The sequence below is a fragment of the Chryseobacterium sp. DT-167 genome (assembly GCF_058310155.1).
Genome location: NZ_JBZEEQ010000019.1, coordinates 14,350 through 40,268 on the forward strand (window position 1 = coordinate 14,350; position 25,919 = coordinate 40,268).

Here is a 25,919-nt window from a genome sequence, read left to right on the forward strand (position 1 = left end):
ATAAAAAATAATTAATGTTAGATCTAATAAAAGAACCCTGGCCGTGGTATATTGCAGGTCCGTTGATTGGTCTTACCGTTCCGGCTTTGCTGATCTTAGGCAATAAATCTTTCGGGATAAGTTCTTCATTACGCCATATTTGCGCAGCCTGTATTCCGGCAAACGTGAGTTTTTTCAAATACGACTGGAAAAAAGAATCCTGGAATTTATTTTTTGTCCTCGGAATTTTCTTCGGAGGAATGATTGCCGCTCATTTACTGATGATTCCTGGAGAAATTACAGTAAATCCAGAACTCAAAGCAGAATTGGCAACCTACGGAATTACAGATTACAGCAATCTTGTCCCGGTACAACTGATGAATTTTGAAAGTTTATTGACATTAAAAGGATTCATTATGATGGTTGTCGGCGGATTTCTCGTAGGATTCGGAACCCGATATGCAGGAGGTTGCACCAGCGGACACGCCATAATGGGACTGTCAAATCTGCAATGGCCGTCTTTAGTAGCAACGATTTGCTTTATGATCGGCGGTTTTTTAATGGCAAATATCATTCTTCCAATTATTTTATCTCTATAATATTATCAATTATGAAAAAAGAAACAGATATACGTCATCAGGATACCATTTGCACCAACGAAAGCCATCTTCAGCACAAATGGTATCACAATTTGAAATACCTTTTGGTAGGGATTTTATTCGGAATTGTGTTTGTAAAAGCGGAGATTATCAGTTGGTTCAGAATCCAGGAAATGTTCCGTCTCCAGTCGTTTCATATGTATGGAGTTATCGGAAGTGCTGTTATAACAGGAATGATTTCGGTTTGGATTATCAAAAAATTCAAAATAAAAACCATTTACGGAGAAAGTATTTCCATTGCTCCGAAAAAATTCAGCAAAGGTCAAATTTACGGTGGTTTGATCTTTGGCTTTGGCTGGGCAATTACAGGAGCTTGCCCGGGACCTCTTTTTGCACAGATCGGAACCGGTGCTTTGGCAGTGATTATCACTTTACTGAGTGCTCTTTCCGGAACCTGGGTCTATGGCTATTTCAGAGAAAAATTACCCCATTAGGATATTTAAAACAGAATAAATGTGATAAATAATTTTTAATCGTGTATCATATTTCAATCAGTCAGTAAAAATTTGAAAAGGTTGAGATCAAAAATAGTCTGAACCTCAAACTTAATAATTCTAATAACACTTAATTATCTTAAGATAATTTAAGTGTTATTTTCATTTTTTAAATTTAAAACGGAACTGAATAGCTTAGACATCATAGGTACTCAGTTTTTTTGTCTTTTAAACAATAAATTTTATTTTTAATTTGTAAAAGAAATATTTAAAAAAATTCATAAAACCAGATGAAAAAACTAGAAAATATTTTGAGAGAAATAACCCCATTATCTCCCGAGGATAGTTTTCTTGTATTTGACCGGAAAAAAGCGTCATTTGATTTCCCATATCATTATCATCCTGAAATTGAAATCAACTTTGTATACAAAGGAAAAGGATATCGCAGGATGATCGGTGATCATACAGGAGAGATCGGAAATTTGGAGCTGGTATTGGTAGGGCCCAATTTGCCGCATTGCTGGGCAAATCACAAGTGTAAAAACCGGAAAACACATGAGATTACCATTCAGTTTAATGAAGATTTTTTTAATCAGTCAGTAATGCAGAAAAATATTCTGAAGCCTATTCATAATCTGATAAAAGAATCGATCCGGGGTATTTTGTTTTCCCAGGAAACGGCTGAGAAGCTGAAAGACTCTTTTATCAATTTATCCAAAATGAGCAGCTTTGAATCATTTATTGAGATCATGAAAATCTTGAACGAACTGGCGATTGCCGAAAATAAAACTCTTTTGTCTTCTTACAGCATAGAGCTTGAAACTTTTGTGGATAATGATAAAATGAAAGCCATTCATGATTTTGTGCACAAGAATTTTGAAAATAAAATAACGCTTGATGCCGCTGCCGCACTTGTCAATATGAGCAGTGTGACATTCAATAGGTTTATTAAAAAGAGAACCGGAAAAACATTCGTAAGCTATCTCAATGAGATAAGAATCAGCTATGCTGTTCGTTGGCTAATGGAGAAAAATCTTAACGTCTCTGAAACTGCTTTTGAATGCGGGTTTAATAATATAGCCAATTTCAATAAGGTTTTTAAATCCATTAAGAAAACCACACCTACAGAGTTTAAAGAACTTTTTAAGGGAGTAAGAAAAATTGAGTAATCATCATTACGTTTTATGTTGATGTAGCAGATCCGGGTTTGATATCCGGATTTGTTTTTTTATGAATTTATATCAATACAGTCATAAAAAATTATCAATATTAAATAATTATTAAAAAAAGATATCGATTTTGTATCGTATATAAGAAGTGATATTTGTATTTAAAATGCTGTATGTCAATGTTTAATTGCAGGTTTTGAAAAATAGCTGAAAAAATAATATCGTTTTATGATAAAATAGTATTATATCTGACTGGGTACAAAATTTAGATTTGTTAATGTGAATTAAATATTAAAAAAACTTTAATTTTTTTAATGCATTGGGAATATTATGTTGAGAAAAATGTGGAAAATATTTTAAAGCAGTAAATATTAAAGAAAATGAATTATTCCAAAAAAATAACCCTTAACAAATCTGATATTTATGAGAAAAATAGTTGTACCGGTTTTATTAGCCTTTTCCATGTCTGGATATGCACAGGAAACCAAGGCTTCCGACACTACTAGAACAGCCAATATTCAAGAGGTTGTTGTCACATCTTTAGGGATCAAAAGACAAGCGCGCTCTCTTACCTACTCCAGTCAGCAAATAAACGGGGATGATCTGACAGAAGTAAAAACGCCCAATCTTTTAAACTCTATCAACGGGAAAGTTTCCAATGTACAGATTAACAAAACCAATGGCGGTGTCGGAGGGTCCGTGAGAGTAGTAATGAGAGGGGATAAATCCACAAGGAACAGTCAGCCGTTATATGTGATTGACGGGATTCCGATTATTAATAATACAGGAGTTACCGGAACGGGCGGACCGAATGTAGACTATTTTAATTCAATGCCCGATACGGGAGATGTATTAAGTACTATAAATCCGGAAGATATTGAAAGCCTTACTTTTCTTAAAGGCGCATCGGCTGCCGCTTTATACGGAGCTCAGGGAAGTAACGGAGCAATTTTGATTACAACCAAAAAGGGATCTGCAGGAAGAAGCAGCCTTTCCTACAGTTCAAGCCTTACATTTGACAAAGTGTATGACCTTCCCGAACTTCAGCACAGCTATCTTCAAACCACTCCTTATGATCCGGCCAATGGAAATACGGGATCATATGACAGTTGGGGAGCAAAAGGTTCTTCTAAAGACTATACGAAAGATTTTTTCCAAACCGGAGTTACCTGGATCAACAGTGTAAGCTTTCAGGCAGGTAACGAAAAATCAACCAGCTTTTTCTCACTGGGAAATATTACCAATAAAGGAATTATTCCTACTTCCAATTTAGATCAGTATAACGTTAATTACAGAACAACGAGTAAATTCCTGAATGATAGACTTGTCTTGGATGCCAATGTAATGGCCTCTTTACAAACTTCAAAAAACAGACTGTCTCCGGGATCTTATTTCTCGCCAATTACAAACCTTTATTGGTTGCCGAGAGGAGTAGACTTCGATCACTTTGCTGAAAATTACTATTACTTTGATAAAACGAGATATCTGGATGCCCAAAACTGGTGGGCTGTAAAACCCAATGGTGAATTTGCAGATAATGAAACCCAAAACCCATATTGGATTCTCAATAAAAACCCTGTAACAACCAAAAATAAAAATGTATATGGTTCTGCAGCGTTAAGTTACACGATCAATAACTGGTTGACTGCAAAAGTGAGAGGGAATTATAATTATTTTAATTCTGATTCTCAAAGAAGTGTTGCGGCGTATTCTCAACCAACTGTTTTGGGAAGTAGGGATAGTAACGGCAAGATTTATAAAAATACTTTAGAGAAAACTACTATTTACGGAGACGCCTTATTAATAGGGAATCCGAAAATTAATGATGACATTAGTTTTGATTTTACATTGGGAGCCAGTATTTCTGATCTTAAATACAATATTACTACGATCGAAAACAATAAGCTTTTTGTAGCCAATCTTTTTGCTCTCAATAATCTTGATTGGGGTAATGAGCAGGGACAGGGAGTTTTTGGTAATGGAAGAAGCTATATCATTACCCGCCCTCACAGACAGGATCAGTCTTTTTTTGCAAGTGCAAGTATTGGTTATAGAAGTAAACTATATTTGGATTTGACTTTTAGAAATGACTGGTCATCCACTTTAGCAGGGACAGGAAATAATGGGATCGATTACGAATCCATAGGAGCCAATGGAATTTTAACGGAGATATTCAATCTTCCACAGGCCATTTCATTTTGGAAGATAAGAGCTTCTTATGCCACAGTAGGAAATGCTTTGGATCCAACTTCTACGATTCCGCAGCCGGAATTTAACGCAGGAGTGATCACAGGATCATATTCTTCCGCTCCGGTAAGCAACGCTATGTTTAGTGATTTGTTCCCGAAACCGGAGTTCAACAGGACTTTTGAAGCAGGAACAGAACTAAGGATGTTTAATAATAAATTATCTTTTGATTTTACATTCTATAAGTCAGTGGTTAGCAATCAATATTTAAAAGGTGTAGATGCAGCAACCAACTTTGGAGTACAAGCTGGCAAAGTTGACATTAATGCAGGTAAAATTGAAAATACAGGTTTTGAATCAAGCTTATCTTACAAAGTTTTTAATAAGGATAAATTTAGCTGGACAACAACCTTTAATGCTTCAGCCAATAAAAATACCATAAAAGAACTTTTACCGATGAAATATTATCCAGATCCTGAAAAACTATTTGTATTAACAGGAGGTGGTTTCAATATGCTGAAAGTGGGAGGCTCATTTGGAGATTTGTATGGAACAGTCTTTAAAAGAGATGATCAGGGAAGAATTGTAGTAGATGCTAAAGGTGTCCCAATCAAAGACAGCAACGAAAAGCAATATCTTGGAAACCCAAACCCGGAATTTATGCTTGGGCTTAACAACAATTTCAGTATTGGGAAATTCAATGTAAGCTTCCTTATAGATGGAAGATTTGGCGGGCAGGTTTTAGGATTTACCCAATCGGTTAATGATGGATTGGGAGTGAGTCAGGCATCTGCCGATTCCAGAGATGCAGGAGGCGTTTCTATTGCAAACGCAGTGTATGAAAATGGGACTTCTTACACAGGATTAACGGATGCTGAAGATTATTATAAAGTTGTCGGAGGAAGAGGAGGTATCAACGAAGCTTACATTTATAAAGCTACTGCGGTCAGATTAAGACAAGCCTCAATCAGCTATATCCTAAAAACAGATTCAAAAATATTCAGAGATGCTACATTAAGTGTTATTGGAACAAATCTGTTCTTCCTTTATAAAGATGCTCCGTTTGACCCTGAACAGGTGTCCGGAGTCAATCCGGGAGGAGTAGGTGTCGATATGTTCGGGATGCCGATCACACGTTCTTTAGGTTTCTCTTTAAAAGCAAACTTCTAATTACCTGAGATATGAAAAAAATAAATTCTAAGATTATTATTTTGAGTCTTGTGGCTGCATTATTTTCAGGCAGTTGCACCGATGATTTCGAAAATATCAACTCTCAATACAGTGGAGTTACCAATGAACAATTACTGGCTGATTTTGTGGTTCTTACCAACCCGTTAAAGCAAATGCAGAAAAATTTGCAGAATCCTACCAACTGGATCTATCAGCTGCAGACCAACCTTAATGCAGATATGTATAGCGGTTTATTCAGTACAGCGACTCCTTATAACGGAGGGAAAAACAATACCACTTACTTTATTATGGATGGCTGGAATGAAAGGATTATGATGAACCAGCTTGAAGATGTGAACCAGCAGTATAAAAACTTCTTCAGGGAATCAGCAGAAAAATATCCGGGAGTTGACTTTTCCCAATCCAAAGCGATTCTTATAATTTTAAGAGTAATTGCTGCACAGAAGGTTTCAGACGCTCATGGACCTGTGATCTATAGTAAATTTGAATCTCCCAATGCCAATGGAATCACAGATTTTGATTCGCAGCAGGATGCTTATAACTATTTCGTTACGGATCTTAATAAAGCAATTCAGGCTTTTGCCGGAACTCCAAGCATTGAAGATAAGACCGTAATCCAAAAATCCGATGTGGTATTTTCCGGAAATACGGCAAACTGGGCAAAGCTTGCCAACTCTTTAAAATTAAGACTTGCTATGAGACTGAGCTATGCAGATCCGGTTAAATCTAAACAATATGCAGAAGAGGCTTTATCTTCGCCTGTAGGTTTAATTGATGATAATTCGAAAAATGCATTAGTGAGCTATGGTGGAGCTTCCCCGCTGAATGACATTATTTATTCTTGGGGAGACTGTAAAATCGGAGCCCCTTTAATGGCTTTTATGAACGGGTACCACGATCCTAGAATCTCAGCTTATGCAAAACCGGCTACAGATCCTGCGGCTTCTGGGCAGTACGTCGGGGTAAGATTAGGTGTAGATCTTGGAGGAAGTAAAGATCGTTATGGTGATTTTTCACAACCTATTGCAGCAGCGGCAACAGGAGATTATTTTTCAGCCAGCAATGGTAAAAATAAAATCTTTACCGCATCGGAAGCGTGGTTTCTGAAAGCAGAAGCTGCTTTAAGAGGGTATGCCGGAGCAGGTGATGCAGAAGTAAATTATAATAAAGGAATAGAAATGTCATTCGCAGAATGGGGAAAAAGTTCGGGGTATGCAGCGTATGTAGCCGATGCGGTTTCTACGGAAGCACCTTATATTGATCCTAAAAATGCAGCAAATAACATCCCGGCAGGAAATCCGATGTTAAGTACCATTACCATCAAATGGAATGCAGGTGATACTTTCGAAAGAAAATTAGAAAGAATTATGACCCAGAAATGGATCGCCATTTATCCGGATGGAGCTGAAGCATGGGCAGAACAGAGAAGAACAGGGTATCCTGTTATTTTCAAGAATATCCTGAATGATAGCCAGGGAACCATAAGCACGGATGTCATGATCAGAAGAATACCTATTCCGAGTAAATACCGAAATAATACCTTGAACTATCCTCAGGCCGTACAATATTTGGGCGGACCGGATACAGGAGGTACAAAACTTTGGTGGGATAAAAAAATATAATTTTAACCAAATCAAATTAAAATAACTAAAAAAGAGAGAGGTTGTCTCAGATGCTCAATCACAGTATTCATATAGTTTCTTTTTTTGAGACTTCCTCTTTCTTTTAACCTTCTTAGTGTTGACATGGAAAAAAGCATTGAAACGAATCGCATAAAACCAATCTTGTGGATTTCAACATTGTATTTTGCAATGGGAATGCCCTTTGTTACTGTGAATGCAGTTTCAGGGATCATGTATAAGGATATGGGGATATCGGATTCAAAGATTGCTTTCTGGACGGCACTTATTCTGTTTTCCTGGACCCTGAAACCTCTTTGGAGCCCTTTTCTGGAAATCTATAAAACAAAAAAATTCTTTGTTGTTTTCACTCAGTTTGCGATAGGAATTCTATTTGCTTTAATTGCATTAAGTCTGCCATTGCCTGGCTTTTTCAAATACAGCATTGCTCTTTTTGCCGTCATTGCCTTTTGTGGAGCAACCCATGATATTGCAGCAGATGGTACATACATCTACTTTTTGACGAATAAAGAACAGGCCCAATATATTGGTTGGCAAGGCGCTTTTTATAACCTGGCAAAAATCATCAGCAGTGGAATCCTTGTCTATTTTGCAGGAGTATTGGAAAAAACAAAAGGAGTTACCCATGCATGGATGATTATCATGGGAGTATATGCGCTCTTATTTTTTGCTTTAGCAGTGTATCATTATTTCATTTTACCGAAAGAAAATAAACCGGCAGAACAAAAATCTGCAGGGAATATCCGAAAAGAACTGTTGGAAGTCATTACTTCTTTTTTTACAAAACGGAATATTATATGGTCTTTATTATTTATCATTCTATACCGTTTTGCAGAAGGATTTGCTATTAAGATTGCACCATTGTTCTTCAAAGCTCCCAGATCTTCAGGCGGATTGGGATTATCCACATCAGACATCGGGTTGATCTATGGAACGTATGGTTCCGCTGCATTTATCCTGGGGTCTGTGCTTGCGGGCTATTTTATTTCTTCCCGGGGACTTAAAAAATCACTGATATGGCTTTGTGCTGCATTTAATATTCCTTTTGTAGTATATGCGTTACTGGCTTATTATCAGCCGACAAGTCTGTTACCAGTAAGCATTGCCGTTGTAGTAGAATATTTCGGTTATGGATTCGGTTTTGTAGGGTTGATTCTCTACATGATGCAGCAAATTGCGCCGGGAAAACATAAAACTGCTCATTATGCTTTTGCAACAGGAATTATGAATTTAGGAGTGATGCTCCCCGGAATGTTTAGCGGAATGATCAGCGATTGGATAGGATATAAAATATTCTTCATCTGGGTCCTGATTGCTACTATTCCTGCGTTCATTGTCACATGGTTGGTTCCTTTTCCACATCCGGAACAACAAAAAGAACACTAAATCAATCACAAATAATTTAAATAAAAAGTAAAAATACTTTATGACATCTCAATCAGTAATGATCCCTTGGCAGGATCGTCCGAAAGACAGCCGCGATACTATGTGGCGATACTCTGAAAACCCGATCATAGATAGATATGCAATACCTACCTCCAACAGTATTTTCAACAGTGCTGTAGTTCCTTTTGAGGATAGGTTTGCAGGTGTTTTCCGCTGTGACAATAAGGCGGTGCAGATGAATATTTATGCAGGTTTCAGTAAAGATGGTATCAATTGGGCGATCAATCATGATCCTATAGAAATGCAGGCTGGAAATACCGAAATGATCGAGTCTGATTATAAATACGATCCGCGTGTTACCTTTATCGAAGACCGCTATTGGATCACATGGTGTAATGGCTATAACGGTCCAACGATCGGAATTGGGTATACTTTCGATTTTAAAGAGTTCTTTCAATGTGAAAATGCCTTTTTACCCTATAACAGAAACGGAGTTTTGTTCCCGGAAAAAATTGATGGTAAATATGCGATGTTAAGCAGACCAAGTGATAACGGACATACCCCTTTCGGAGATATCTACATTAGTTATAGTCCGGATATGAAATACTGGGGAGAACACCGTTGTGTAATGAAGGTAACCCCGTTTGAAGACAGTGCATGGCAATGTACAAAAATCGGAGCCGGACCTGTTCCTATAAAAACAGCAGAAGGATGGCTTCTTTTTTATCATGGAGTGATCAATACCTGCAGAGGATTCAGATATTCTATGGGAGCAGCATTACTCGATCTTGAAGACCCTTCAAAAGTACTATACCGTACAAAACCTTACCTGTTGGCTCCGGCAGAAATGTATGAGCTTACAGGAGATATTCCTAACGTTATTTTCCCATGTGCGGCAATAACAGAGGGAGATAAAGTGACCGTGTATTACGGAGCGGCCGATACAGTAGTGTCTATTGCCTTCGGATATATTTCAGAGATTATTGATTTTATGAAAAAGAATTCAATTTAAAAATGATTTAAAACAGTATGGAAATCATCGTGAATTTTATTTTGCTTCTATTTAAAATCATCATTATGGTTTTCATACTTTTCAGTAAACTCCTATCTTGAGGAACATTTTGAGAGATCCTTATTATGAAAAAAGAACTGCTTATATTCTTACTTACTTTATTCATTTCCATTACTTCTGCCCAACAACGGAAGGATGATGTTCTTTCCAGGGTAGATCCATTCATAGGAACTGGCGGACATGGCCATACCTTTCCAGGGGCAACTACGCCATTCGGAATGATACAGTTGAGTCCAGATCAGAACACCAAAAGCGGAGATTGGGACTGGTGTTCTGGGTATCATTACAGCAGTAAAACCATAATGGGATTCAGTCACAACCATCTTAGCGGAACAGGTTGGGCAGATCTTGGAGATATTTTGGTAATGCCGACAATAGGAGAAATAAAAATGGTTCCAGGCTCAGAAGAGAAGCCGGAAACCGGATATCGTTCCAAATTCAGTCATGAAAGAGAAACAGCCTCACCGGGATATTATTCTGTAATGCTTGACAGCTATGGAATCAAAGCTGAACTGACAGCTTCTCCAAGAGTGGGATTCCATAAATACACATTTCCTAAAAGTGAGGAATCCAATATTATTATTGATCCTACTAACAAAATCTTTGGAAATATTTATCACACGCTAGTAAGCATAGAAGGCAACAATAAAATCAAAGGATATTGCTACAGCAACGGATGGGGCGGGAAAAGATTCGCGTATTTTGTGATGGAATTCTCAAAACCCTTTAAATCCTATGGTGTCTATTCCGAAGGAAAAATAAAAAGCAATGAAAAATTTGCCTTAGCCAAAGATGCCAAAGCTTTTGTACGATTTTCAACCCAGGAAAATGAAAGTGTTGAGGTGAAAGTATCCTTATCCCCGGTAAGTATGGAAGGAGCACAGGAAAATTTTGATACTGAAGCTAAAAATATAGATTTTGCAAAAGCGAAAGAAACCGCACAAAATACTTGGAGAGATCTTCTTGAACGATTTCAGGTAACAGGTGGTACGGATGATCAGAGAAAGATTTTCTACACGGGAGTTTATCACACCTTCATCGCACCTAACCTTTATATGGATGTCAACGGAGATTATGTTGCTGCCCAGGAAAATATGAATACCAAATGGTTTACCAATTACAGTACTTATTCTTACTGGGACGGTTTCCGTGCAACTCATCCATTAATGACCATCATGGATCAGAAACATACCAAAGAATTTGCGAATTCTCTCATCAGCAGATATACAGACCGAAAAGATCACATGCCGATCTGGGAATTGTGCGGATATGATAATTTCTGTATGCTTGGATATCACAGTACCTCAGTGATTTGGGATGCTATTTCCAAAGGAGTGCTGGGAATTGATCCTGAAAAAGCATTCGCAGCGATGAAAAATGCTTCTTTAACGGACAAAATGAGCAGCAGTAACGGCGGTGGAGGTCTTAATGATTATATTAAACTTGGATATTCACCCTCAGAAAATGGAGCTTCTGTTTCTGCAACGTTGGAATATGCTTATGATGACTGGTGTATCTTACAGCTTGCGGACAAATTAGGAAAAAAAGAAGAGGTAGAGGTTTACAAAAAACGTTCAATGAATTTTTTGAATACCTTCAATAAACAAAATAATCATTTCTGGCCAAGACAGAAAAACGGTGACTTCATCCCTGATTTTATTTTAAATGACTGGAAGAAGTTACAACCACACTGGGTTTCAGGAAATATTTGGGCCTATGACTTTTTTGTTCCTCATCAGATTGATGAAATGATGAATTTATACGGTGGAAAGAAAGGATTTGAAGAAAAACTGGACAAAACATTTACCGAAGAACTTAAAATGGTAGGAGAACAGCATGTTGATATTTCAGGATTCATCGGGTCTTTAGGATTTGGCGATGAACCGGGACATCATGTTCCTTATCTTTATAACTACGCAGGAAGTCCTTACAAAACTCAGAAAATGGTAAAGTATATCCGCGACAATATGTATACAGTAAAACCGGACGGAATTGTCAACAACGAAGATTGCGGACAAATGTCAGCATGGTATATTTTCTCTTCATTAGGATTTTATCCGGTGACACCGGGAAAACCTGTTTATGCGATTGGTGCACCGCAATTCCCGAAAGTTTCACTAAAACTGGAAAATGGAAAAACCTTTACGGTCATTGCTGATAAAATATCTGATAAAAATATCTATGTTCAGAAAATGTTCCTGAATGGGAAAGAATATAAAAGCTGGGAACTGAACCACAGCGACATTATGAATGGTGGTGAACTGAAATTTGTAATGGGAAGCAAGCCCGTAAAATAACTAATAAAATATAACGAAATAAAGTATCAATGGAAAGGAGAAAGTTTATCAAAACAAGCGCATTGGCAGGAGCAGGTTTATTTTTTGCCCAGAATTCTTTTGCAAAAAGTTTAAGCATCCAAGAATTTCCTGTTGTCCGTGTTCCTAAAGATAAAAGGCATTTTACCAGTGAAGCGGTAGAAAATGCAATCATGGCCTTCAAAAAGAAAGTGAAAAATAAGGAATTAGCCTGGCTTTTCGAGAATTGCTTTCCCAATACATTAGATACTACCGTTTTTTATAAAGAAACCAATGGGAATCCGGATACCTATGTGATTACCGGAGATATAAATGCGATGTGGCTTCGTGATAGTTCTGCACAGGTTTTTCCTTATCTGCAGTTTTCAAAGAAAGACGAAAAATTACATCAACTTATTTCAGGAGTTATCCATAAACAAACAGAATTTATTCTGAAAGATCCTTATGCTAATGCCTTCTATAATGATGAAAATAAAGTAAGCGAGTGGAAAGAACACGACCACACAGACATGAAACCGGGAACCCATGAAAGAAAATGGGAAATAGATTCATTATGTTATCCTATTCGTCTCGCGTATCATTTCTGGAAAACGACCGGAGATACAAAACCTTTTGACAACAAATGGTTGCAAGGAATTAAACTTACTTTACAGACTTTTATAGAACAGCAAAGAAAAACCAGTTTAGGTCCATATAAATTTGAACGTACGACATCTTGGGCCACAGACGGAATTCCGATGGGAGGGTACGGTTATCCTACAAACCCTGTAGGTCTCATCAATTCGATGTTCCGTCCAAGTGATGATGCCACTATTTATGCATTCTTGATTCCTTCCAATTTATTTGCAGTAGTAAGCCTTCGTCAGGCTGCAGAAATGGTTTCCCAGATCAAAAATGAAAAAACGCTGGCTCAACAGTTGAACAGCCTTGCTGATGAGGTAGATGCAGCCATCAAAAAATATGGGATTTACAATCACCCGGAATATGGGAAAATATATGCCTTTGAAACCAATGGGTTCGGGAGCTATAACCTGATGGATGATGCCAATTGCCCGAGTTTACTGGGATTACCTTATCTCGATGCTGTAAAACCGGATGATCAGGTGTACCTAAATACCAGAAAATATGTATGGTCAAAAGATAATCCATTCTTTTTCAAAGGAAAACGGGCAGAAGGAATTGGCGGACCCCATATCGGCCTTGATATGATCTGGCCTATGAGCATCATTATGAAAGCGCTTACGACGAAAGATAAAAGTGAGATCCGATGGTGTATAGAAACCTTACAGAAAACCCACGGAGGGACAGGTTTCATGCATGAGTCCTTCCACAAGGACGATGACAAGAAATTTACCAGAGCATGGTTTGCATGGGCGAACACCTTGTTCGGGGAGCTATTATGGAAAACCTTTAATGAAAATCAGGATTTATTGACGTAAACAGATAGATAACATTCCGTTTTCTTTTTTGAATGATATAGCACTTGAAATGCTTGTTCATGCATTTGTGGTGCCATAATCGAATGGAAAAGATGGGACCTTGTTTTCACGATATTCTTACGGTTATTTAGTTATAATGGATGAAATTTTATCAGAAATTGTAAGAACGATAAATGAAAAATTTAGTCATCTATTCTATATAAACCTTATAGAAAAACCAGAGCCTTCTTGAAATGTGAAAGAACTTTATGATCCGCACTGGAAGAGGAAAAGGCAATGAAACAATCTTTGAACCTACTAAAATTATATTTTAACAATACTAACAAAAATAAAAAAATGCTTGAATTATGAAAAAAATGAATTTCTTTTTTTTAATGGCCATGTTTTTCATGTATGGCTCGCTGCATGCCCAAGGCAATAATCCTAAAGGAATCTGCTACGTGGAAGTGAATAACAACAATATCCTGAACGCAGGATCGTACAAATTGCAGACATCTAATAAATACTTATTTGATGTCGTCAATATTTTTGCGGCGAATATCAATTATGATACGAGCCGTGGGAGAGCTTATCTGTACAGTAATAATAATGCTACTAAAATACTAACCAATTCGCAAACCTATATTAAACCATTACAGGATAAAGGGATGAAAGTGGTATTGACTATTTTGGGAAATCATCAGGGAGCGGGGATCTGTAATTTCCCGACCCGTGAAGCGGCAAAAGATTTTGCTTTACAATTGGCTCATACTGTGAATACATATGGTCTGGATGGAATTGATTTCGATGACGAATACTCAGATTATGGAAATAACGGAACGGGGCAGCCTAATTCAAGTTCATTTGTAATGCTTGTACAGGAATTGAGAGCGTTATTGCCAGATAAAATCATTTCGTTTTATTACTACGGTCCGGCTTCTTCAAGACTTTCATGGAATGGATACAGGGCCGGAGATTATATCAACTATAGCTGGAATGCAATGTATGGTACTTTCTCTGCCCCGAATGTTCCGCCTCTTACCAATGCACAAATTTCTCCTGCAGCAGTCTGGATGGGAAATACCTCTAATTCTACGACCACCAGTCTGGCTACTCAAACCAAAAACGGAGGGTACGGATTATTCCTTTGGTATGATCTTCACGGAACCAATGAAACCGCACAACTTTCGGCAGGAACACAAACTTTGTATGGAGAGCAAACAGTTTTAAGCGCTCCTCTGCAATCATGGACTCAGGGAACAAACTGTGATGCTCCTATCGGATTGTTGGCAAATAACCTTACCGGAACGAGTGCCAAATTGAATTGGACCGCCGTAGGAACCAATACCTATGAAGTAGATTATAAATTGGCGACTTCCGGTACATGGACCAATGCTGCAACAGCTACAACAGCTACTTCGATCACAATATCGGGTTTGACGGCAAATACAGAATACGATTGGAGAATCAGAACAAATTGCAGTGTGAAAAGTACTTATATGTTTGCACCAAGATTTAACAGCGGAACTGGTGTAGTCCCTCCGACAGGTTCTTATTCTCTTTCTTTGGATGGAAGCAGCGAGTCCGGTTCAGCCGGAAGTCTGAATTTAAGTGGTTCAGCATTATCATTTGAAGGCTGGATAAAGCCGGCTTCTTTCAAATCAGGATTCCCTTATATTTCATCAATTCTGGGAACAGAAGTAAGTGACAGCAATTCTGCTTTATTGAGATTAGGAGATGGAAACCTTGCAAATAACAAGCTTCAGTTTGTGTTAAGTATCAATAATGTGCAGCAAAAATTGGCTTCCAATACAGCTTTGAATGCCAATACATGGTATCATGTGGCAGCTACTTATGACGGTGCTACGATGAAAATTTATATCAATGGTACGCTTGATGCCAGCAAATCCCAAACAGGAAGTGTCAATTCAAGTGGGACATTTAATGTAGGATACTCGTACAATACATCTAGGAATTTCAATGGAAAAGTAGATGAGGTCAGAGTTTGGAAGAGAGCTTTAAGCCAGACTGAAATCGCCCAGAATACATGTAATGTGACGCTTCCTGCTACTTCTCTTACAGCATACTGGAAGTTTAATGAAGGAAGCGGGACATCTGTTCAGGATCATTCAGGAAATGGAAGTGCGTTGGCATTAACGGGAGTTGACGCAACCAATTGGTCTACGGATGTAGCATGTGCAATTGCTCAAAGAGGACTGGCAATTACAGAAAATCCAAAGCAGACTATTGCTAATGGTGAAGCTATTAAAAATCAAATAAAACTATATCCGAATCCTGTGAGCAGATTTTCACAGCTGACGATTTCTGTTCCGGCAGAATTCAACAAAGGAAAATTAACGGTTTATGATTTGAGCGGTAGCGTAGTAGAAACAAAAGCACTTAATGCCGGAGATAATCAATATTCTTTCTCTAAGCTGCCGGCAGGACATTATATCATTCAGCTTGAATCTCAAAACGGAAACCTGAGACAAGTTGAAAAATTAATTATAAAATAATAAAAACAAAGATTAGGGAATTTTTTAATAAATTTAATAAATTCCCTGATTTACCACAATTTAAACTTAAAATTACTATGAAACAAAAATCTTTTCTTATTGTGCTGTTGATACTCATTTTTCAGGCAAAAAACCTGTTAAATGCACAACAGCTTAATCCTCTGGGAGTCTGTTATGTAGAGGTGAATAATAACAATATGCTGAATGTGGGGTCCTATACTTTGCAGACTACCAATAGACAGCTTTTCAATGTTGCTGTTATCTTTGCCGCCAACATCAATTACGATGTGTCTAAAAACAGGGCTTATATTTCTAATAATAACAATGTGACAAAGGTGTTGAATGATATCAATACCTACGTAAAACCTCTGCAGCAAAAGGGTATAAAAGTATTGCTGGATATTTTAGGAAATCATCAGGGAGCCGGAATTTGCAATTTCCCAAACCGTGAAGCAGCACGCGACTTTGCTCTGCAAATTGCCCATACTGTCTATACCTATGAGCTGGATGGTGTTGATCTTGATGACGAATATGCAGGCTATGGAAATAACGGGACGGGACAACCTAACAGCAGTTCATTTGTAATGCTTCTACAGGAACTGAAGATTGCTATGCCCGATAAGCTGATTACTTTTTATTATATAGGACCTGCCACAACAAGACAAGTCTACAATGGTGATGCCGCAGGTAATTACATAGACTACAGCTGGAATGCTTATTATGGGACTTACAGTGCTCCAAACGTTCCACCTCTTATGAATTCTAAACTTTCTGCAGCAGCAACATGGATTAATAATACATCTGCTTCTACCTTGGCAAACATGGCAACCAATACACTTAATGATGCATACGGAGTATTTATGTGGTATGATCTGGGCGGAACCAATGCAGCCAGTTATTTAAGTACAGGATCAAATATTCTGTATGGTGAAAATACAGTGCTTAGTGGTCCACTATATTCCTGGACACAGGGTGTAACCTGCGATCCTCCTTTAGGATTGGAAGCAACCAATATGACCGGAACTTCTGCCAAGTTAAATTGGACATCCAACGGATCCTTGACGTATAATATCGATTATAAAGCGGCAGGTGCTACTACCTGGACGAATGTTGCCAATAATTATTCAGGGAATAACATTATCATTAATAATCTTACAGCCAATACCAATTATGATTGGAGAATACAAACCAAATGTTCTTCTACATCAACGAGTACCTACATTTTTGCGCCAAGATTTAATTCCGGAAACGGATGTACAGTTCCTACAGGACTGATGCATGGAAGCTTTTTGGGAACTACCACTCAACTGACATGGGCAGCAGGAACAGCTTCTTCTTATACTTTGCAGTATAAAGCAGCCACCGCTTCTACATGGACAGAAATTCAAAATATTACAACCAATACATATACTCTTCAGAATTTAATTCAGAATACCAATTATGTATGGAAAGTACAGGCAGTATGCAGCTCAACAAATTCTGGTTATTCAGCGGAAGCATCATTTAATAGTGGATTTACCCCTGTTCAAAGTCCGGGAGCAAGATCACTTACTTTCAACGGAAGCACTACTTACCTGAATGCCGGACAATTTAATCTTAGCGGTAATGCGGTGTCGTTTGAGGGTTGGGTAAAAGTAAATTCGTTTAAATCTGCTTTCCCATATATCTCTTCTGTAATCGGAATTGAAGTGGGAGATAATAATTCTGCGATTTTGAGATTTGGTGATGGTAATCTTGCGAATAATAAATTGCAATTTATATTAAGTTTTGGATCATCACAGGTAAAACTCAATAGTATTACAGGGCTGAATACGAATACATGGTATCATGTAGCAGCGACTTATGATGGTTCTTCCATGAAGATTTATATTAATGGTAATCTTGATGCAAGTGTCGCTTCTACAGGTAATTTTACGGCAAACGGTATTCTTTACCTGGCAAGGAATTATGATAATTCAAGAACGCTTAATGGATTCCTTGATGAATTCAGGGTTTGGAAAAAGGCTTTGACCCCACAGGAAATATTAAATAATGCCTGTAACGTATCTCCTCTCTCAATAGGGCTTGAAGCAAACTGGAAAATGAATGAAGGCAGTGGAACAGCAGCTTTAGACACAACACCCAACACTCATTTTGCTACTTTGGTGAATATGTCAGATGCAAACTGGAGTACCGATGTAATGTGTACCACTTCATTATCCACAGAAAATATGGCTTTGAAAAATGATACAGGAATCTATCCGAATCCTGTTAAAAGAGGAGAAGACATTCATTTCATTATCAAAGATAATGCTGTAAATGAAGTAATGCTTTATGACATCTCAGGAAAACTCGTGAAACAGGAAACTATTGATAAAAATAATGCGAGAATAAGCACCCAAAACTTATCCAGCGGAACCTATATTTATAGAATAGTCTCAAGAAAAGATCAGACTGTCTCTTCCGGAAAAATAATTGTGAAATAAACCGTAAAAAAGAAAACATACTCAGTTAAATTAAAATTAGGATAAATACAGTCTGGGATAGGCAACAAGAAGCAATTTTTGTACAAAAATACTTAACTTGCTTTCTTGTTTGTCTATTTTAATTTATCAGTACAATAAAGTAAGAAATAATGCAAAATATAGTAGGAATAGATATTGGAGGTTCGCATATCACGATGGCTCAGGTGCATTCTGAGAAACGTGAAATAATTCCTTCCACCTACCTCAGGGAAAATGTCGATTCTTTTGAGCCACGGGAAGTAATCTTCTCTGTATGGGTTTCCGCAATAGAAAAAGCAGTTCATGATCTTGTTAAAAAAGATCTTTTAATAGGTATTGCAATGCCCGGACCTTTTGATTATGAAAAAGGGATTTCTCTTATGCAGCAGGGTAAATTTATTGATATCTACCAGGTTAATATTAAAGAAGAACTCGCCAAAAGGTTATCTGTTTCTAAGGATCAGATTCATTTTGTAAATGATGCGGCTGCCTTTTTGGAAGGAGAAGTATTCGGAGGTTGTGTGAAAGGGTATACAAGGATTTTTGGAGTAACCCTGGGAACAGGACTTGGAACCACCTTTTATGACGGAACAGTTGCTACCGATGAGGATTTGTGGGATTCTCCATTAAAAGACTCTATTTGTGAAGACTATCTGGCGACACGTTGGTTTGTTAACCGTTATGCTGAATTGACCGGTGAACAAATTTCAGGGACTAAAGATTTATTAGAAAAGCCCAAAGAAATACAATCCGGAATGTTTGATGAATATGCAGATTCTTTTGCTGATTTTATTGTGAAGTATGTCAGATTCTATGATCCGGAAGTTTTGGTTATAGGAGGGAATATTGCAAAGGCTTATCCTTATTTTGAAGAAAGATTTAATCAGAATTTAGTGAAAAATAACATCAATCTGCCCGTAAAAATTTCTGCCATCTTTGAAGATGCCGCTATTTTGGGAGCTGCAAGTTATGCCTTGAAGAAAATCTAAAGAATAATAAAAAATTAGAATGAAGTCTCTATTTTCAACCTTCCTTATGGTACTCAATATCCTGGCGTTTGGTCAGGAATTATCTCCTGTAGATTATGTGAATCCTTTAATGGGAACCCAGTCCAAACCGTCTTTATCCAACGGAAATACCTATCCGGCCATAGGACTTCCTTGGGGAATGAATCTTTGGACACCGCAAACCGGCAAAATGGGTGACGGATGGGCCTATACATACGATGCAGACAAAATAAGAGGTTTTAAACAAACACATCAGCCATCTCCCTGGATGAACGATTACGGGGCTTTTGCCATAATGCCGGGAGTGGGAAAATTAAAATTCAAAGAAGAAGACCGGGCAAGCTGGTTCAGTCATAAAGCTGAGGTTGCAACCCCTTACTTTTATAGTGTTTATCTTGCAGACATTAATGTAACGACGGAGTTTACGCCTACAGAAAGAGCGGTCTATTTCAAATTTGATTTCCCTAAAACAGACAGCGCTTATGTTGTTATCGACGCTCTGAATAAAGGCTCTTATATTAAGATTCTTCCCAAAGAAAGAAAAATTATAGGCTATACCACCAAATATTCCAGAGGGAAATATGACAACTTTAAAAATTACTTCGTTATTCAATTTGATAAAGGTTTTGATGTTAAGAAAGCTTGGAAAGACGACAAATTTGTAAATGACGAGTTGGAAATTACCAGTGATCAAGCAGGAGCAGTTGTAGGGTTTAAGCTTAAAACTAAAGAAGCAGTTTATGCAAAAGTTGCCTCTTCATTCATCAGCTTTGAACAGGCAGAAATTAACCTGAACAGAGAAATAGGAAAACGTGATTTTGAGCAGGTAAAAGCTGATGCTAAACATATCTGGAATAAAACCTTAGGAAGAATTGAGGTGAATGGCGGAACAGATCAGCAAATGAGGACCTTTTATTCATCTTTATACAGAACTTTATTTTTTCCACAAAAACTGTATGAGATTGATGCTCAAAACAAAATAAAACACTGGAGTCCTTACAACAGCAAAATTTTAGATGGAAGAATGTTTGCCGGAACAGGTTTCTGGGACACGTTCCGTGCTTTATATCCTTTCCTGAATTTGGTCTATCCAAGCATTAATGTAGAAATGCAGGAAGGATTGGTAAATGCTTACAAAGAAGGAGGTTTCTTGCCGGAATGGAGCAGTCCCGGATATTCCGATATTATGATCGGGAACAATTCCGCTTCCGTAGTAGCAGATGCCTATATCAAAGGACTTCGCGGCTATGATATCGAAGCACTTTGGCAGGCTGTAAAACATGGAGCCAACAACGAAGGACCGATCAGTGCAGTGGGGCGTAAAGGAGTGGCGTATTACAATACTTTAGGATATGTTCCGTATGATGTGAAGATCAATGAAAATGCTGCCAGAACTTTAGAATATGCTTACGATGATTTTTCTATTTATCAATTGGGAAAAGCCTTAGGAAAACCGGAGTCCGAAATTGAAATCTATAAAAAAAGGGCATATAATTATAAAAACATCTTTGATCAGGAATCTGGTTTAATGCGGGGTAAAAATAAAGACGGAAAATTTCAGGCTCCTTTTAATCCATTCAAATGGGGTGATGCCTTCACCGAGGGAAATAGTTGGCATTATACATGGTCCGTTTTCCAGGATATTGACCGGCTAGCAAAATTAATGGGTGGAAAAAAGAAATTTGAAGCCAAGCTGGATGAGGTTTTCTCCTTGCCACCAATTTTTGATGACAGCTATTACGGAAGCGTAATTCACGAAATCCGTGAAATGCAGATCATGAATATGGGACAATATGCTCATGGAAACCAGCCTATTCAACACATGATTTATTTATACAACTACGCCGGAGCGCCATACAAAACACAATATTGGGCGAGACAGGTGATGGATAAATTATATTATGCAACGCCGGACGGTTATTGCGGAGATGAAGATAATGGGCAGACTTCCGCCTGGTATGTATTTTCAGCTTTAGGATTTTATCCGGTTACGCCTGCAACAGATCAATACGTTTTGGGAGCACCATTATTCAAACAAGCGGTAATTCATCTGGAAAATGGAAAGAAAATTGAAATAAAGGCACCGGAAAACAGTGCAAAAAATATTTATGTACAGTCATTGAATGTGAATCTTCGACCGTATTCCAAAAACTGGCTGAGCCATAAAGAACTAATGAATGGAGCGGTTTTGGACTTCCGAATGGATGACAAGCCGAATAAAGAACGAGGATCACAGGAAAAAGATTTTCCATATTCAATGTCAAAAGAGAAATAATAAACAGAAATAATATTTAAAGAGAAATAAGGATATGAGTGCAGAGAAACAACAAATATTTGAGAAAGTAGAAAAAATGCTGACATTGCAAGGCTTTAGCATTGTTGCCAAAGATGATACAAGACCTTGGGGAGGTTTTTTTGTGATCGATGAAAATCAGGCACAGGATTTTGCCAATCAGTATTTTGATGGAATTGATGTAGAAAATCTGAGAATAGGAGGAAAATTAAGTCCAAAAATTCTTCTTGTTGCCCCCAATACAAGATTAAGCTGGCAGTATCATCACAGAAGAGCAGAAATCTGGCAGGTAGTGGAAGGAACTGTTGGAATCAAAAGAAGCAATACCGATGAAGAAGGAGAATTGCAGGAATACCAGCCAAAAGATCAGGTGAAGCTTCAGCAGGGAGAAAGACACCGGTTGATCGGTTTAGGCGGTTGGGGAGTCGTTGCTGAAATCTGGCAGCATACCGATGCATCCAATCCTTCGGATGAAGATGATATTGTGAGAGTGCAGGATGACTTCGGACGATAAAAATTTACCTAAATCTACACTGCAAATTTCCAGGGAGATAATTTTTAATAAGCTTGGATTTTTATGTAAGCATAGGGGTATAGCTGTATTGGGACAAACCAAGAGAGGAGTGGCAAAGAAAAGAAGACAGTTCAGTAGAAATTCATAATAAGCGTTTGGATCTTGAGGATTTATTGAACGAACTGTAACTTATTTTAAGAAGACGAGAACTTATTTAACGGTCTAATTAATTATATAATCTTTAACAGCCACTTCTGAAAGGCGGAAATATCCATAAGGAAAATTACTGCTGTTGCTCTGATTGACAATATTTCCTTTTACAACTGTCGGGATAGTGGGAAACGGGCTGCCGTCACTACCTGATGCATTAAGTATTTTTCTGAAATAATTATAATAACCACCGGAAATCCCATGTAGTTTGATATTCACTACATCACCTGGTTTTAAATCTTCATCAGAAAAGTATACGGGTGTAAGACCTCCCTGAGAATCATCATCGTCTTCAACCTCGTATAATGGAAATTTTACATGGGGAATTCTATGGTTGTAGAGATAGTAATTCATCTGAGAGGCATCATCCTGATAAAAATAAGTAATTTCCAATTCATCTCCTGACATTCCTCCTGCATTATTCTGCAGTATATTGTTTTCAATATTCGGAACACCCATCAATTTTTCAGAAGCAGTAAACGTTTCTCCATTTAAAGTGATCTTTAAAGTATAGGTTTCGCCTATTACCGGTACAAAGTCATTACAGATATATTCGCCGGTGCCAGGAATCTCTTTAAAGTTAAAAATCACATTAGCAGAATTCATCACATTGACTTCAGCTCCCGATACAGTCGGAAATTTTTCACTGTAGTAATCTGTTGTTGTGGAAAGTTTAATTTTTTGCTCATTTCCCGGAGTATTTTTTATCCAGTCAATAGAAGCATCAATCACCAATTTCGGTTCAGATGTTTCCAGATCAACATTAATGACATCTTCACATGAAATTAAAAACGCGCTTATAGCGATAAATAAGTATTTTTTCATTGTATTAATTTTAGAATTTAAAAAAAATTTAAGTTGGATGAGTGAAAATTTATCGATGATTTACAATCACAATAATTGTCAGAATTTAAAATTATAAGCAACTCCTGGGATAATTCCGAATATTGACATCCTTTTTGATTCGCTGAGTCCTGTTTCATTGTTCTGTGAGAAGGTAATTGCAGCTGCATTATTTCTTCCGTAAATATTGTAGATACTGAAGACCCATTCGCCTTTCCATTTTCGGATTTTATCTGATTTTGGAGTGTATGTGGCAGATAAATCCAAATGATGATAGGCAGGGAGAGAGTTTTCATTCCTCAAACCATAATTGGAAACGGTAATTCCAAAATATTCATATTTACCGTTTGGAAATGTTGCCGCTCTGCCTGTCTGATAAGTAAAAGCACCACCAAAGCTCCATTTTTTTGACAATTCGAAAGCAGCTGTCAAAGAAAGATTGTGTGTTTTATCATAATTTGCACGATACCATTTTCCATTATTAATTCCGGGTTCGTTTGCATTTCTTCCCGGAGTTCTCTGTTCTGCTCTGGATAATGTGTACGATAGCCAACCGATCAGTTTTCCTGTATTTTTCTTTGCCATAAGTTCTAAGCCATACGCTCTCGCCTCACCATTTAAAAGCACTCTTTCTATGGCATCATTCACAATAAGATCTGCTCCGTCAGTATAATCTGCTTTGTTTTTTATTTTTTTGTAAAAAGTTTCAATTTCCAGAGAATATTTACCATTGCTGAAGTTTTGAAAATATCCAAATGCAGCTTGATCAAGAATTTCAGGTTTTAGATAGCGATCACTCGGTGCCCAAATATCCAACGGGGAAACTGATGCTGTGTTTGAAATTAAATGGACATACTGGCTCATTCTGTTATAACTCGCCTTTATTGATTGGTTATTATTGAAGACGTAAGATATTCCGAAACGAGGTTCAAAATTGCTGAAATCAATAATTTTTTTATTCTTTCCGTAACTCACACTGCCGTTGGGAGAAGCTTCTTCATAAATCTGTAATTCAGGATTATAGATCACTGCTTCATCATTTGCGTATGTTCTTACTTCTTCTTTTCCCAGTCGTTGAAAATTACTGTAACGTAAACCGTACATCATAGAAATTTTGTCAGATAACTTTTGATCTGCACTGATGTACAAAGCACTTTCGAAAGCATACTTTTCAGGAATCTGCTCAGGAATTCTTACAGAATTTTCACCAAACGGATTGATTGTCCCGGGATTGAACTGGTAGTAAATGGTATTTAACCCGTAGCTTAAATTTATCTTATCCGAGAGGTAATGTTTAAAATCATACTTGAAATTATAATTTTTGATGTCTGATTTCCAGTCAAGCCCTGCAGATTTTATTTGTAATCCGTAATTGTATTTACTGTAAATCAATGATGTATTAGAAAATAATTTGTCAGTAAATATGTGATTCCATCGTATGTTGAAAAGGGTGTTGCCATAATCATTCATCAGGCTGTTGTTGAAATTCATCTTATCCTTCCCAAAGTATCCCGATAAAAAAAGGCTGTTATGGTCGTTTAATTTATAATTTAATTTTGCATTAAGATCATAGAATGAAGCCGTATTCGGTTCGTCGGCAAGCTTAAGGAAGAGATGTGCGTAAGATGTTCTTCCGGCAACTACAAATGAACTTTTTTCTTTAACCAAAGGACCTTCTATTAATAATCTGCTCGAAATAGCCCCAACTCCGCCATTGAAATGATATTCTTTGTTGCTCCCTTCTTTTTGGTAAATATCCAGAACCGATGAAACGCGACCTCCGAAATTGGAAGGAATTCCCCCTTTGTACAATTTCAGATCTTTGATGACATCAGAATTAAAAACCGAAAAAAAACCAAATAAGTGAGATGTATTATACACAATAGCTTCATCCAGAAGTACCAGATTTCCATCTGTGGATCCGCCTCTTACATTGAATCCGGAACTGCCTTCTTGTGCGTTTGAAACTCCGGGAAGCTGCAAAATAGATTTTAAAACATCGACTTCACCCATCACTGCAGGCATTTTTTTGATGGTCGCTATAGAAAGTTTATTCACACTCATTTCCGGTGTACGGATATTGGTTTTGGTAGAATTTGCTTTTATTACTACTCCTTCAATGTCTTTAGTGCGGTCATTTTCATTCATCATAAAATTTTTTTTCGTATCTTGATATAATGATATTTTCTCTTCAGTATTTGTAAATTCAGGAGTGCTGATTATAATTGTATAGTCTCCCTTTGGTAAAGTAATTGAGTAAAAGCCATAAGAATTTGTGACAGCTGACATATTGGCTTGGGGAATAAAAATCGTTGCTCCTATTAATGTTTCGTTGTTTGACTGATTAACGATCGTTCCGCTTAATGTAGCTTTCTCTTGCGAAAAAAGAGCAGCAGAAGCTGTTAAAAATAAGGGGATATAAAATTTGTTTCTCATTATCAAAGAATTAGTATTAAGGGTTGAAATCTTTGACAAAACTATAATTTAGCTCAATCCATATTTTATTGATTATACGAAATGGAGTTTTTTTTATACCAAATCTTTACAAAATTTTCATTAAAATATTTAATTGTTATTTCATATAAAAAGAATCAGTTTTCGTA

The 25,919-nt window shown here is 37.3% G+C and carries 16 protein-coding genes; 14 read left to right on the plus strand and 2 right to left on the minus strand.

All coding sequences use genetic code 11. From position 1 onward, the window contains the following. Positions 1-14 precede the first annotated feature (14 nt). The 14 genes from AC4FQ5_RS18895 to AC4FQ5_RS18960 all read left to right on the plus strand — a co-directional run bounded on the left by AC4FQ5_RS18895 (position 15) and on the right by AC4FQ5_RS18960 (position 22,263). Positions 15-578, plus strand: coding sequence for a YeeE/YedE family protein (locus tag AC4FQ5_RS18895; protein ID WP_491145887.1), 564 nt, complete (start codon positions 15-17; stop codon positions 576-578). Positions 579-589: 11 nt separating this feature from the next. Next, positions 590-1,072, plus strand: a complete 483-nt coding sequence (locus AC4FQ5_RS18900) for a YeeE/YedE family protein (protein WP_491145888.1) — start codon at positions 590-592, stop codon at positions 1,070-1,072. Positions 1,073-1,362: 290 nt separating this feature from the next. Further along, positions 1,363-2,241 carry an AraC family transcriptional regulator gene (locus tag AC4FQ5_RS18905; protein ID WP_491145890.1) on the plus strand — a complete coding sequence of 293 codons (879 nt, stop codon included), beginning with the start codon at positions 1,363-1,365 and terminating at the stop codon, positions 2,239-2,241. A gap of 423 nt (positions 2,242-2,664) precedes the next feature. Beyond that, entirely contained in the window at positions 2,665-5,598 is a 2,934-nt protein-coding gene (locus AC4FQ5_RS18910; protein ID WP_491145892.1) for a SusC/RagA family TonB-linked outer membrane protein, read from the plus strand. An 11-nt stretch (positions 5,599-5,609) separates the two neighbouring features. Beyond that, a complete protein-coding gene (locus AC4FQ5_RS18915) occupies positions 5,610-7,241 on the plus strand; it encodes a SusD/RagB family nutrient-binding outer membrane lipoprotein (RefSeq protein ID WP_491145894.1) in 1,632 nt (543 codons plus the stop codon). A gap of 123 nt (positions 7,242-7,364) precedes the next feature. Further along, positions 7,365-8,645: an MFS transporter gene (locus AC4FQ5_RS18920; protein ID WP_491145896.1), complete on the plus strand. Its 1,281-nt coding sequence runs from the start codon at positions 7,365-7,367 to the stop codon at positions 8,643-8,645. Positions 8,646-8,685: 40 nt separating this feature from the next. Beyond that, entirely contained in the window at positions 8,686-9,657 is a 972-nt protein-coding gene (locus tag AC4FQ5_RS18925; RefSeq protein ID WP_491145897.1) for a glycoside hydrolase family 130 protein, read from the plus strand. A 125-nt stretch (positions 9,658-9,782) separates the two neighbouring features. After that, the gene (locus AC4FQ5_RS18930) at positions 9,783-12,014 is read left to right on the plus strand and encodes a GH92 family glycosyl hydrolase (RefSeq protein WP_491145898.1); all 2,232 of its coding nucleotides are present in this window, start codon (positions 9,783-9,785) and stop codon (positions 12,012-12,014) included. A 29-nt stretch (positions 12,015-12,043) separates the two neighbouring features. Further along, the gene (locus tag AC4FQ5_RS18935) at positions 12,044-13,471 is read left to right on the plus strand and encodes a glycoside hydrolase family 125 protein (RefSeq protein WP_491145899.1); all 1,428 of its coding nucleotides are present in this window, start codon (positions 12,044-12,046) and stop codon (positions 13,469-13,471) included. 356 nt (positions 13,472-13,827) lie between these two features. Further along, positions 13,828-15,966 carry an endo-beta-N-acetylglucosaminidase H gene (locus AC4FQ5_RS18940; RefSeq protein ID WP_491145901.1) on the plus strand — a complete coding sequence of 713 codons (2,139 nt, stop codon included), beginning with the start codon at positions 13,828-13,830 and terminating at the stop codon, positions 15,964-15,966. Between the two features lie 77 nt (positions 15,967-16,043). Next, on the plus strand, positions 16,044-18,431 hold the full coding sequence (locus AC4FQ5_RS18945; protein ID WP_491145903.1) for an endo-beta-N-acetylglucosaminidase H: 2,388 nt from the start codon (positions 16,044-16,046) through the stop codon (positions 18,429-18,431). 149 nt (positions 18,432-18,580) lie between these two features. Next, positions 18,581-19,438: an ROK family protein gene (locus AC4FQ5_RS18950; protein WP_491145904.1), complete on the plus strand. Its 858-nt coding sequence runs from the start codon at positions 18,581-18,583 to the stop codon at positions 19,436-19,438. 19 nt (positions 19,439-19,457) lie between these two features. Next, a complete protein-coding gene (locus AC4FQ5_RS18955; RefSeq protein WP_491145906.1) occupies positions 19,458-21,731 on the plus strand; it encodes a GH92 family glycosyl hydrolase in 2,274 nt (757 codons plus the stop codon). 34 nt (positions 21,732-21,765) lie between these two features. Beyond that, positions 21,766-22,263, plus strand: a complete 498-nt coding sequence (locus tag AC4FQ5_RS18960) for a cupin domain-containing protein (protein WP_491145908.1) — start codon at positions 21,766-21,768, stop codon at positions 22,261-22,263. Positions 22,264-22,485: 222 nt separating this feature from the next. Here the strand turns inward: AC4FQ5_RS18960 and AC4FQ5_RS18965 are convergent, their stop codons facing one another. Beyond that, complete coding sequence (locus tag AC4FQ5_RS18965) at positions 22,486-23,298, minus strand: DUF4249 domain-containing protein (RefSeq protein WP_491145910.1); 813 nt, start codon at positions 23,296-23,298, stop codon at positions 22,486-22,488. Positions 23,299-23,376: 78 nt separating this feature from the next. Beyond that, positions 23,377-25,752 (minus strand): TonB-dependent receptor, encoded by a 2,376-nt coding sequence (locus AC4FQ5_RS18970; protein ID WP_491145912.1) that lies wholly within the window; start codon positions 25,750-25,752, stop codon positions 23,377-23,379. Positions 25,753-25,919 lie beyond the last annotated feature (167 nt).